The sequence below is a fragment of the Megamonas sp. Calf98-2 genome (genome assembly GCF_900110235.1).
Lineage (GTDB): Bacteria > Bacillota > Negativicutes > Selenomonadales > Selenomonadaceae > Megamonas > Megamonas funiformis.
Window position 1 is genome coordinate 52,649 of the sequence record NZ_FOCY01000005.1, and the last position, 12,948, is coordinate 65,596.

Genomic DNA, 12,948 nt, shown 5'->3' on the forward strand with positions numbered 1-12,948 from the left:
AGGTAAAAGAAAGTGGTGAAATATATGCAAAAACTAAAAATTGGTTTTATTGGTATAGGTGTAATGGGAAAATCCATGGCAGATAATCTCTTAAAAGCTGGATATGAAGTCATGGTTTATACACGTACAAAGCAAAAAGCTGAAAATTTATTAGCCAAAGGTGCAAAATGGTTTGATAGTGCTAAAGCTTTAGCCCAAAATGTAGATGTAATCATCTCTATGGTGGGTTATCCTCAAGATGTAGCAGAAATCTATTTAGGTGAAAATGGTGTAATTAAAAATTTGAAACCACAAAGCATAATTATAGATATGACTACTTCTAGTCCAAGACTGGCTCGAGAGATTTATCAAGAAGCTCAAAAATATGAAATAAAATCTTTAGATGCACCTGTATCTGGTGGAGATGTAGGAGCAAAAAATGGTACACTTGCCATTATGGTCGGTGGCGATAAAGAAGTTTATGAAGAAGTTTTGCCGATTTTTGAAGCTATGGGAAAAACTATTTGCTATTTTGGCAAAGCAGGTTCTGGTCAATATGCAAAAATGAGCAATCAAATAGCCATTGCTTCTAATATGATGGGTGTTTGTGAAGCTGTTGCTTATGCGAAAAAATGTGGATTAAATCCTCAAGATTTATTAGATGTAATTTCTACAGGTGCAGCAGGTTCATGGTCGCTTAGCAATTTAGCACCAAGAATGTTAAAAGGTGATTTTGCACCAGGATTTTTCATTAAACATTTTATTAAAGATATGAAAATAGCTATAGAGTCAGCTGATGAAATGAATTTAGATTTACCAGGATTGAAATTGGCAAAATCTCTATATGAAAAATTAGCCAAAGAAGGTTATGAAAATAATGGCACTCAAGCCTTATTGAAATATTATGATGCTGAATAAAGCAAGACAAATACTACAAAAATTTTATGGATATGAAGACTTTCGACCAGGGCAGAAAAAAGTAGTTGAAAGTTTATTAAATAAAAATGATACAGTGGCGATTATGCCTACAGGTGCGGGAAAATCTATTTGTTTTCAAATCCCTGCATTATTATTTGAAGGGGTAACACTTGTTATATCGCCACTTATTTCTTTGATGAAAGACCAAGTTGATAGTTTGCGTCAGCTAGGGATAGCGGCAGTATATATTAATAGTTCTGTCAGTAAGGCTCAATTATATAAGGATTTACAGGACATATCTGCTGGTTTTTATAAAATTATTTATATAGCACCAGAGCGATTGACATCTGAATATTTACCAGATAGTTTTAAAAATTTAAATATTAGTATGGTAGCAGTTGATGAAGCGCATTGTTTATCACAATGGGGACATGATTTTCGTCCTAGTTATCGCAATATCTTAAATTTTACTAATTCATTGCGCATTAAGCCGATTATCAGTGCTTTTACAGCAACAGCTACACCAGAGGTAAAAACAGATATTATAAATTTATTGGGACTTAAACAACCTAATGTATTTGTAACTGGTTTTGATAGACCAAATTTATATTTTTCCGTATTAAGAGGAGAAGTGAAAGATAAATTTGTCATAGATTATGTAAAAAAACATCAAGATGAAGCTGGAATTATCTATGTGGGCACTAGAAAAGATGTAGATGCTTTGCAAGTTTTATTGGAAATAAAGGGCATTAAAGCAGGTAGATACCATGCCGGTATGACAGATGAGGAAAGAAATCAAATGCAAGAAGATTTTCTCTATGATAATCTTTCTGTCATGGTGGCGACGAATGCTTTTGGTATGGGTATAGATAAGCCAAATGTACGCTATGTTATTCATTATAATATGCCGAAAAATATGGAAGCGTATTATCAAGAAGCAGGTAGAGCAGGTCGCGACGGACTTTCAGGAAATTGTATTTTACTGTATAGTCCGCAAGATACACAGCTTCAAAAGTTTTTGATAAGTAAATCTACAGAAAGTGAAATTCGTCAACAATTAGAATATAAAAGATTGCAGTCAATGGTGGATTATTGTCATATACCGCAATGTCTAAGAGCATTTATCTTGCATTATTTTGGTGAATTTGATGTAGAAGAACATTGTGATAATTGTAGTAATTGCAAATTAGAAGGCGAATTAATAGATATTACAATTGATGCACAAAAGGTTTTATCGTGTGTCTATCGTATGCATGAACGCTTCGGCGTGAAAATGATAGCTGAAGTCTTAAAAGGTTCAAAAAGTGCGAAAGTAAAACAATTTAATTTTGAGCGTTTATCTACGTATGGCTTGATGAAAGAGCGAAAGCTAAAAGATATCAGTGATTTAATTTTAAGACTTAGCGCTATGCAATACTTAGATATCACAGAAAGCCAATATCCAGTGGTTACTTTAAATGAATTGTCATGGCAAGTGCTTCGCGGTCAAAAAAAGGTTTGGCAAAAGATGGTAATTGTTAAAAAAGCCAAGGCTAAAGGTGAATTATTTGAAGCTTTACGTAGTTTGCGTAAAGAATTAGCAACAAAAGAAAAATTACCACCATATATGATTTTTTCTGATGCTACACTTACACAGATGGCAACAGATAAACCGACTGATTTAGAATTGATGAAAAATATTCGCGGTGTAGGTGAATTTAAATTACAAAAATATGGTGAGGAATTTTTAACAGTGATAAAGAGCTACATATCGTAAAGATATTTAGTATAGATTAAGAGAAAAAGGGGTAGATTTTATGGATCCAATTTTAAAATTACAAAACGGCAGTGATGTCAGAGGTGTAGCAGTTGAAGGTGTAGCTGATGAACCTGTTACTTTGACACCAGAATATGCTAATCGCATTGTGCAAGCTTTCGTTTTATGGCTCAGCAAAAAAAGTGGCAAAAAAGCAAGTGAATTAAAAATTGCAGTAGGTCATGATTCTCGTATTTCTGCACCAATGTTAAAACAACAAGCTTTAATGGCAATTGTAGCTCAAGGAGCAACAGCTGTTGATTGCTCTATGGCTACAACTCCAGCAATGTTTATGTCTTTAGTATATGAAGAAACAAAATATGATGGTTCTATGATGATTACTGCAAGCCATCTTCCATTTAATCGAAATGGTATTAAATTCTTTGAACCAGAAAATGGCGGTATGGAAAAGAAAGATCTCACTGATATGCTCAAAATCGCTTGTGAATTGACTGAACAGATAGCAGATATCAGCAGTGTAGAAAAATTTGATTTAGTTTCTCTTTATGCTGAAAATCTTTGCACAAAAATCCGTGAAGGTATCAACAGCAAAGACAATTATGATAAACCACTTACAGGCAATCATATCGTAGTAGATGCAGGTAACGGTGCTGGCGGATTTTTTGCACAAAAAGTTTTAGCTCAGTTAGGTGCAGATACTACAGGTAGTTTATACTTAGATCCAGATGGACATTTCCCAAATCACATTCCAAATCCAGAAAATAAAGAAGCTATGGATGCTATTCGCGGTGCAGTGCTTAATAATAAAGCTGATTTAGGTTTGATTTTTGACACTGACGTAGATAGAATGTCTGCTGTATTTAGCGATGGTCAAGAAGTAAATCGTGATGCACTAATTGCTATGATGGCTGCTATCTTAGTGAAAGATTATCCAAATTCTACTATCGTTACTGACTCTGTAACTTCCGATAAATTGACTGCATTTTTAGAAGGTGAATTACATTTAAAACATCATCGTTTCCAACGTGGTTATAAAAATGTAATCAATGAATGCAAACGCTTAAATGAAGAAGGCGTAGTATCTCCACTTGCTATTGAAACAAGTGGTCATGGTGCACTTAAAGAAAATTATTATCTTGATGATGGTGCATATATGGCAGTTAAACTCTTGATTGCTGCAGCACAGACAAAAGCAGAAGGCAAAACTTTAAACAGCTTGATTGAAAAACTTGAACCACAATTTGAAACAGCAGAATATCGCTTAAAATTAAAAGGTGAGGATTTCAAAGCTTATGGGGCAAAAGTTTTAGAAACATTTACTGCTCGTGCAAAAGAAAAAGGATACCATATTGTAACACCAAATTATGAAGGTGTACGCATTAGCTTTAAAGGTGAAGCAAATGGTTGGGCATTGCTTCGTCAATCTTTACATGATCCTAATATGCCACTTAATGTAGAAGGTAATGGTGAAGGCGATTGTGCAAAAATCACAGCTATGATGAAAGAATTATTAAGTGGTTTTGACCAATTAGATATCTCTGTATTTGACAAATAATAATATAACGGAAAATAACAGAAGTTTATATTATTAATAATAAAAACCTCGAGAAAGGTAGTTGTATGTTTCTCGAGGTTTTTATTTTATGTTTGTTTTTTCCATAGATACTCTTACATAGTTTATAAAATAATTTTTGCTGGTGTGTTTAATTTTTTATTGAAATGTTGTAAACTATAAGGAAACGCATTTGAAAGGAGTATTTTTATGGATTTACATAATTTATTGGTATTTCAAGATTTATTTAATGATGATGTTTTTAGAGATATCGAGAAAACTATTTCTCGAGAAAATTTAAATAAAGGGGCTGTTGCTGCTAAGTTGATTAATAAAGCGGAGCAGTTGGGTTTATCTGGAAATATTATACGTTCATATATGATTTATACTGTGGCTCATCAAAGTAATTGTGTATCTTATGCAGTGGAAAAATCTGGTGGTAAAATTGGTAAAAGTTTGTATCAAGCTTTTTGTCATGATATTGAATTAATAGAAAAATTATTGCTTTTAAAACCTAGTTTACTTTTGGATTGCGATTTATTAGATGATTATGAACCGACAAATATTAATCAATCTACAGCGTTCAATTTATTAGTAGAAAATCTAGATAAAGCACAAACTAGCAAGGATAAGGCAGATGTTTTTATCAATTATTATAGAACATTTGGCAGTGGAGATATGGCAGATTATCGAGCTTTCCGTTGGGATAGAGATGAGGATAGTTTAGTTGGTATTAAACATTTTGAAACGATGAAGCTTCAAGATTTAATAGGCTATGAATATCAGAAACAAGAATTATTAGCCAATACGAAAGCCTTTGTAGAAGATAAGCCAGCAAATAATGTTTTACTTGTAGGAGCAAGAGGTACAGGAAAATCTTCAGGTGTAAAAGCAGTGGTAAATTCTTTCTTTGATAAGGGTTTGCGTTTAGTTCAATTAACTAAAGAACAATTAATAGATTTACCTGTTATTATGGAGCATTTGCGAGATTTTAGCAGTAAGAAATTCATCATTTTCTTAGATGATTTATCTTTTGAAGAATTTGAAGTGGAATATAAATATTTAAAATCAGCAATTGAAGGTGGTGCTTCGGCAAAACCTGAAAATGTACTTATTTATGCTACATCAAATCGCCGTCATTTGATTAAAGAAAGTTATAAAGATAGAGGGGCAAATGATGATGATATGCATCGTAGTGATACATTGAATGAAACTATTTCACTTTCTGATAGATTTGGGTTAATCATCTATTATATGGCACCAAACCAACAAGAATATTTAGATATTGTAGATGGTTTATTAAAACAGCATGGCATAGAATTATCTAAAGAAGAATTGCGTGTAAAAGCAGGGGCATGGGAAAAAGAACATTCTGGACGCTCCGGCAGAATAGCACAACAGTTTGTAACACATTATTTAGGGCAAGTTTATAATAAATAAAAAGCAGGATTTTTCCTGCTTTTTTATTAGAAAATTTCATTGAATTTTTTATTATAGATTTAAATCATTGATAGGAAATATTGATGAAATCTTAAATCACAAGTTAATTCCGGGTGAAAAGAGCTTACAAGCATATTTTTTTGTCGTGCAGCTATGATTTTATTATCTAAAGTAGCTAAAATTTGTACATCTTTATCTGTTTTAGTGATGTAGGGAGCACGAATAAATACTAAAGGAATAGGCATATTTTTATCTATGGTAGGAATTAATAAATTGGTAGAAAAACTATCTAATTGAGAGCCATAGCCATTGCGTTTAACTGTTATATCCATAGTTTCAAGATGCGTATTTGTTTGATTTTCAATATTTTTAGCAAGTAAAATTAAACCAGCACAAGTGCCAAATACAGGTAAACCTGAAATGATTTTTTGCCGTAAAATTTCTTTTAAGCTAAAATAATCAAGAAGTTTTCCTATAGCTGTAGACTCGCCACCAGGTAAAATAAGCCCATCAATACAATCTAAATCTTTGGCTGTTTTTACTATACGAGTTTTTGTATGTGGTATTTGCAATAAGATTTCTTGATGTTCAGCAATAGCCCCTTGCATACCTAAAATACCAATTATTTTATTCATATCAAATTACCAGCCACGTTTTGCCATTTGTTGTTCTTGAGGAATAGTATCTATTTCTATACCGACCATAGCTTCACCGAGATTTTCTGATATTTTAGCTAGTTTTTCAGGATCATTATAAAAAGTAGTAGCCTCGACAATAGCTTTTGCTCGTTTTTGTGGATCACCGGATTTGAAGATACCAGAGCCTACAAATACACCATCAACACCTAATTGCATCATTAAGGCAGCATCAGCAGGAGTGGCAATACCACCAGCTGCAAAATTAACAACAGGAAGTTTTCCATGTTCATGTACATAACAAACTAAATCAAAAGGTGCTCCCATTTCTTTAGCGATATGCATTAACTCACTAGATGTGGCAGATTTTACTCTATTGATATCTTTTTGCATAGTTCTAAAATGACGAACAGCTTCAATGACATTTCCAGTACCTGCTTCACCTTTTGTTCTAATCATACTAGCACCTTCACCAATTCGACGAAGTGCTTCACCTAAATTTCTAGCACCACAAACAAAAGGAATATCAAAATCTTGTTTATAGATATGATTTTCGTCATCAGCTGGTGTTAAAACTTCTGATTCATCAATGTAATCAATGCCGATAGCTTGTAATATTTGAGCTTCAACAAAGTGACCAATGCGAGCTTTTGCCATAACAGGGATAGAAACAGCTTCTTTAATTTCTCGTATCATTTTAGGATCTGACATACGAGCAACTCCACCTTCACGACGTATATCAGCAGGTACACGTTCAAGTGCCATAACTGCAACAGCACCAGCTTCTTGAGCTATTTTTGCTTGCTCTACGTTGGTAACATCCATGATAACTCCGCCTTTGAGCATTTGTGCAAGATTTTTATTTAAATTGTAACGATTATTCATGATAGGCTCCTTTGATTGTAGTATATTAATTAAAATGATAAAATTGTATCAATACAATATTTAAATTTGCAAATTAAATTTTATAAATTATAGATAAAGGAGAAAAAAATAGCAAGAATGAAGGATAAATTAATTGAATTTGTATCGATACAATTAGACAAAGATTTAAAAGAGCCTTTATATGTACAATTATATGAGCAAATAAAATTAATGATAAAACAGCACTTATTATCACCAGGATATAAATTACCAGCTGTAAGAAATCTAGCTCAAAATTTGCAAGTAAATCCAAGTACAGTGGTTAACGCTTATAAAGAATTGGAAAAAAATGGTTTTATTTTTAGTAAGCGTGGTAGCGGAAGTTATGTGGCTGAACAAGTGATTAATACTATTGATGAATTAGAAGAAAATAATCACATTCCCATTGATTTAACTGATGATTTAAAAATTTTGCAGGGTCAAAAAAATGTGATAAATATGAGTACGATATCCTTAAATCCGGATATGATTTCTATAGAGACTTTTAAGCAAGTGGTAAATAAAATTTTGGAAAGAGATAAAGGATATGCATTTACATATCAAGACAGTCAAGGCTATTTGCCACTTCGCCAATCGATTACTCAAGAATTAGCGAAAAAAAGGATAAATACAACGCCAGAATACATTCAGATTATTTCAGGTGCACAACAAGGCATAGATATAGTGGCACGTGCTATTTTAAAACATGGAGATATTGTATTTGTAGAAAATCCAACTTATCCAGGTGCGATAGCGGCTTTTCGCTCTTGTGGAGCAAAAATTATAGATATTAAATTGACAAAAGAAGGTATTGACTTAGTTGACCTCGAAAATAAATTAAGGAAATTTAGACCTAAATTGATATATGTGATGCCTAATATTCAAAATCCTACAGGTATATCTTATACAAAAGCTAATTGTCGCCGTTTAATGGGATTGGCTCGTTTTTATAATGCTTATATTTTGGAAGATGATTATATAAGCGGTCTTTGTTATCAAGAAAAATCGCCTATACCTTTAAAAGCGTATGATACAGATGATCGAGTGATTTATATTCGCAGTTTATCAAAGATTTTCATGCCAGGATTAAGACTTGCTTATTTAATCATGCCCCAAGTATTGGCACAGACTTTATTAAATGTAAAACATATTTCAGATATAGCGACTTCTGGACTTACACAGAGAGTTTTTGATTATTATTTGCGTGAAGGATTATGGCAAGAACATTTAAATTCTATTCGCAGTGTGTATAAAACACAATTTGAATTTGCGCTTAGAATGGCAAAAAAATATTTGCCTAAAGATATAGATTATTTAAAACCACAAGGGGGATTATCTTTGTGGCTAAATTTGCCGGATAGATTAAATGCAAGTGAGATAATTGAAAAAGCTAGAAATGAAGGGGTAATAATTTGCGATGGTGCACCGTTTTTTGTGCGCAATGCCCCTAATAAACAGATACGTTTGAGTTTTGCCACTTTGTCTTTGGCAGAAATAAATACAGGGATAAAAATAATTCAAAATATAACTAAATCTTAAAGGGGGAATACTTATGAAAATAGGTATTGCTGGAAACGGCAAAATTGTACATGAAATGATAGGAGCTATAAAAAATATTCAAGATTTAGAAATAGTAGCTATATGTAGTCGACCACAGAGCAGACAAAAAGCAGAAGAAATAGCAGATAAATTTAATATCGCTAAAATATATACAGATTATAATCAAATGCTAGAAGATGGCGAAATAGATTTTATTTATGTAGCTGTAGCCAACAGTGTGCATTATGAATATACAAAAAAAGCACTAGAAGCAGGGAAAAATGTTATTTGTGAAAAACCGTTTACTATCACAGCAAAACAGACACAAGAATTAATAGATTTAGCTAAAGCTAAAAATCTATTTTTATTTGAAGCTATCACTATTTTATATGCGCCAAATTATCAATATATAAAAGAAAATTTAAAGCAAATAGGTCAATTGAGATATGTTCATGCTAATTATGCACAATATTCTAGCCGTTATGATAGATATTTAAATAAAGATGTAGCACCAGCATTTAGCCCTGAACATGCAGGGGGTGCTTTATATGATTTAAATATTTATAATTTACATTTTGTCATGGGCGTATTAGGCATACCAAAAGAAGTTATTTATCGACCAAACCTAGGTTTTAATGGCATAGATATTTCCGGTACAGCATTATTAGATTATGATGATTATACAGTAGTATGTAGTGCAGCTAAAGATTCTGAAAGTATCAGCGGAATTGTATTTCAAGGTGAAAAAGGCTATATGGAATTAGTAGGTGCGCCAAATGCTTGTGCGTTAGTCAAAGTTCATAAAAAAGGTGAAGAAGAAATCTTGATAAATAAAGAAAAATACAATCATCGCATGGTCAATGAATTTGTAGCCTTCACAGAAATCTTTAAACAACAAGATTTAACTACTTGTTATAAAACATTAGAACATAGCTTAAATGTAATGAAAGTATTAGAACAAGCCAGAATAAGTGGCAAAGTAGAATTTAATATTTGATAAATGTAAAAAAGAGACTTTATTTTTTATTAAAGTCTCTTTTTTACATTTTATAAAATTTGTTTAACCTTTACTAAATTAAATATTTTTTCTACATTATCCTTAGAAACAAAACCACTTTCAGCTTCTAAAACATTTGCTGTACCACAAGCTGAACCTAATTTAATAATATCTATAATAGGGTAATTTCGTTTAAGCCCTATAGCTATACCAGCAACAAAAGCATCACCTGATCCGACCGCATTGATTGCCTTATATTGTGGTGGAATAGCATGATAAATTTGATTTTGATATCCAATAATAGAACCATTTTTTCCTAAAGATATTACAGGCATAGATATACCTAAATTTTGAAATTTTTGTATTTGTAAAATTGCAGTATCAAGACTATCGATTTTTATGCCAGTTAATTGTTCAATTTCATCTTTATTAGGTTTAATAAAAAATGGTTTATATTTTAGACTTTCTTTTAAAGTTTGTCCGCTAGTATCTAGAAGAAATTTTTTATGATGTTTTGTAGCTAATTGAGTAAGGGTACCATAAAAATTTAATGGTAAATTATTAGGCAAACTTCCAGATGCAACTATAATGTCTGTATAAGTTAATAATTGAGTATATTTTTTTAAAAATAAATCAGTTTCTTCTTTATTAATAGAAGGCCCAGGTTCTAAAATTTCAGTTTGTTTTCCATCGGGAGTAGTAATATTAATACAAGTTCTTGTTTCATTTTTTATAGAAATAAAATCATGATTAATATGATTTTGAGTTAATTTATTTTGTAAATATTCTCCTATTTTTCCGCCTAAAAAACCTGTCGCTAAATAATTTTCATTTAATTCTTTACAGATGTTAGCTACATGAAGACCTTTTCCTCCAGCTGTATTTTGAACAATTTTGGCACGAACAACACCGCCATATTCTAATTTGTCTACAGTGTATATCTTATCTAGAGAAGCATTTAAGTTTAAAGTTAGAATCAATTTTATCACCTATAATTTAATAGCGATTAAGGCTACCACAAACTTCAATTTTATGTTTTACAATTTCTTTCATTGCTTGTTTGCCAGGTGTCATATATTTTCTTGGGTCATTAGCATTAGGATTTTCTTTAAAATATTTTTTTACAGCATTAGAAAATGGAATTTTTAAATCAGTAGCTACATTAACTTTACAAATACCTAATTTAATAGCTTTTTTTACTAATTCATCAGGTACATCAGAGGCGCCATGTAATACTAATGGAATATCAACTTTTTTTCTAATTTCAATAAGTCTATCAAAATCTAATTTAGGTTCTCCCTTATAAAGCCCATGTGCTGTACCAATTGCTACTGCAAGAGAATCAATATTAGTTGCTTTTACGAATTTAACAGCATCATCAGGATTTGTATAGGCAGCATCTTTATCGTCTACAACTAAATCATCTTCTACACCAACAAGTTTGCCAAGTTCTGCTTCAACAGTAGCATCATAATGATGAGCATATGAAACAACTTCTTTTGTTTTAGCAATATTTTCTTCAAAAGGTAGTTTTGAAGCATCAATCATTGCTGATTTAAAACCAACATCAATAGCTTTTTTTATACGAGTTATATCTTCGAAATGATCAAGATGGATAGCAATTGGTGTATTTGTATGCTTTGCAGCAATATTAGCCATAGCAACAACATATTCATCGCGAGCATAATCAATAGTAGAAGGTGTAACAGCAATGATAAGTGGAGAATGCATTTCACTAGCAGTATCAGCTACTACTTGTAATGTTTCCAAATTGTGTATATTGAATGCAGGAACTGCATAATGTCCTGCTTGAGCATCTAAAAGCATTTGTCTAGTGGATAAAATCATTAATTAAAACCTCCATATGAATATTATTTATCTAAAGAAGCATATTGTTTTTTTGACCAAATAATAGTACAAACAACACAAATGATATAGAAGATACCAATAGCGGCTAATCCCATAATATTAGTTGTGTGAAGTATTTGAGTGATAATATAGGTTAAAGGACTACCACCTTGGTCTAAAGAAGCTACTTGTGCAGTAGCATTAGTAAGTTGTCCTGCATTAGCAGCTAAGATTGTATGAAGACCAATCATTTGATTGGAAATCCAGATAGCTAGAAACATAACAATACTACCAGTAATTAATGTTCTAAATAAATTACCACCATGAACACCTACTGCCATAGCAATGAAAAATCCAATTGTTGGTAAATCACCAAATGGTAAAATCTGATTTCCTGGAACAAGAGCAGCAATAATAATAGTAATTGGAATAAATAATAAAGAAGCTGTAACAACTACAGGATCACCAAGGAGTAGAGCACAATCAAGACCAATATAGAATTTTGAATTTTTGAATTTTTTTTGTAATTTAGTGCGAGCTACTTCAGAAATAGGCATTAAACCACCCATAATATATTTAACAACTACTGGCATTAATACGATAACTGCTGCCATTTGAATACCTAATGTTAAAACACCACGAACATCATAGCCAGCTAAGATACCAATAATAACCCCCATGATTGCACCCATAATTGCAGGGTCACATAATAAGCCAAAACGTTTTTGCAAATGAGTTGGGTTAAAATCAATATCTCTAATACCAGGAATTCTATCTAAAATACCATCAACAAATACAGAAATTGGAGCAAACCATCCTGTAGTACCATGAGGCATAGCAATACCTTCTAAGCCAAAATATTTTTCAACAGTTGGTGCGAACCAGTCCCCTAATTTGTAAGCAAAAGCAGCATGAATTGCAACAGCAGCAATTCCTAAAGCATAACTACCAGTAGCGATATCTACGATAGCACCAGTAAAAGCAAAGTGCCATATATTCCAAATATCAATATTAACAACGCGTGTTAATTTTAAAGCAAGCATAATAAGATTAACAATAATAGCTACAGGAATAGCAACGAGAGCAATTCTACTAGCCCATGTCATAGGAGAAGAACCAGGCCAGCCGATGTCAATTAAGTTCATACTAATACCAAAATTTGCTGACATAGCTTGAGCTGCTGGGGCTAGATTGTTAAGCATTAATGAAATAACAAGACCAATACCGATAAAACCAATACCAATAGAAATACCAGATTTTATAGCTTTTCCTACAGATTGACCTAGACAAATAGCTACAATAAAAATAACTATTGGTAACATTACTGCTGCACCTAGGTCAACAAAATATTGTACTAATCCTAAGATAATATCCATATAGA

The 12,948-nt window shown here is 32.1% G+C and carries 11 protein-coding genes; 6 read left to right on the forward strand and 5 right to left on the reverse strand.

All coding sequences use genetic code 11. The annotated features are described in order from the left end of the window. Positions 1 to 12: 12 nt before the first annotated feature. From BMX03_RS02575 to BMX03_RS02590, 4 genes are all read left to right on the forward strand, one after another. Positions 13 to 897: an NAD(P)-dependent oxidoreductase gene (locus BMX03_RS02575; RefSeq protein ID WP_022228579.1), complete on the forward strand. Its 885-nt coding sequence runs from the start codon at positions 13 to 15 to the stop codon at positions 895 to 897. Next, a complete protein-coding gene (gene recQ, locus BMX03_RS02580) occupies positions 887 to 2,653 on the forward strand; it encodes a DNA helicase RecQ (RefSeq protein WP_255361397.1) in 1,767 nt (588 codons plus the stop codon). The genes BMX03_RS02575 and recQ overlap by 11 nt, the downstream gene beginning before the upstream one ends. A 40-nt stretch (positions 2,654 to 2,693) precedes the next feature. After that, on the forward strand, positions 2,694 to 4,208 hold the full coding sequence (locus tag BMX03_RS02585) for a phosphohexomutase domain-containing protein (RefSeq protein ID WP_091693577.1): 1,515 nt from the start codon (positions 2,694 to 2,696) through the stop codon (positions 4,206 to 4,208). A 207-nt stretch (positions 4,209 to 4,415) separates the two neighbouring features. Then, the gene (locus BMX03_RS02590; RefSeq protein WP_091693580.1) at positions 4,416 to 5,645 is read left to right on the forward strand and encodes an ATP-binding protein; all 1,230 of its coding nucleotides are present in this window, start codon (positions 4,416 to 4,418) and stop codon (positions 5,643 to 5,645) included. Positions 5,646 to 5,704: 59 nt separating this feature from the next. On the opposite strand, the gene pdxT is transcribed toward BMX03_RS02590, so the two are convergent. Continuing rightward, positions 5,705 to 6,280, reverse strand: coding sequence for a pyridoxal 5'-phosphate synthase glutaminase subunit PdxT (pdxT, locus tag BMX03_RS02595; RefSeq protein WP_091693584.1), 576 nt, complete (start codon positions 6,278 to 6,280; stop codon positions 5,705 to 5,707). 6 nt (positions 6,281 to 6,286) lie between these two features. Further along, positions 6,287 to 7,168, reverse strand: coding sequence for a pyridoxal 5'-phosphate synthase lyase subunit PdxS (gene pdxS / locus BMX03_RS02600; protein ID WP_282927438.1), 882 nt, complete (start codon positions 7,166 to 7,168; stop codon positions 6,287 to 6,289). 114 nt (positions 7,169 to 7,282) lie between these two features. On the opposite strand from pdxS, the gene BMX03_RS02605 reads away from it, so the two are divergent. Further along, positions 7,283 to 8,722: a MocR-like pyridoxine biosynthesis transcription factor PdxR gene (locus BMX03_RS02605; protein ID WP_091693587.1), complete on the forward strand. Its 1,440-nt coding sequence runs from the start codon at positions 7,283 to 7,285 to the stop codon at positions 8,720 to 8,722. 13 nt (positions 8,723 to 8,735) lie between these two features. Then, positions 8,736 to 9,719 carry a Gfo/Idh/MocA family protein gene (locus tag BMX03_RS02610; RefSeq protein WP_091693590.1) on the forward strand — a complete coding sequence of 328 codons (984 nt, stop codon included), beginning with the start codon at positions 8,736 to 8,738 and terminating at the stop codon, positions 9,717 to 9,719. A gap of 50 nt (positions 9,720 to 9,769) precedes the next feature. Here BMX03_RS02610 and BMX03_RS02615 read toward each other — a convergent pair whose 3' ends face one another. From BMX03_RS02615 to BMX03_RS02625, 3 genes are read right to left on the reverse strand one after another with little or no spacing between them, the layout of a single operon-like run. Next, positions 9,770 to 10,708: a 1-phosphofructokinase family hexose kinase gene (locus tag BMX03_RS02615; protein WP_255361394.1), complete on the reverse strand. Its 939-nt coding sequence runs from the start codon at positions 10,706 to 10,708 to the stop codon at positions 9,770 to 9,772. 7 nt (positions 10,709 to 10,715) lie between these two features. Further along, entirely contained in the window at positions 10,716 to 11,567 is an 852-nt protein-coding gene (locus BMX03_RS02620) for a tagatose bisphosphate family class II aldolase (protein WP_091693595.1), read from the reverse strand. 23 nt (positions 11,568 to 11,590) lie between these two features. Continuing rightward, positions 11,591 to 12,943, reverse strand: a complete 1,353-nt coding sequence (locus BMX03_RS02625) for a PTS galactitol transporter subunit IIC (RefSeq protein ID WP_091693597.1) — start codon at positions 12,941 to 12,943, stop codon at positions 11,591 to 11,593. Positions 12,944 to 12,948 lie beyond the last annotated feature (5 nt).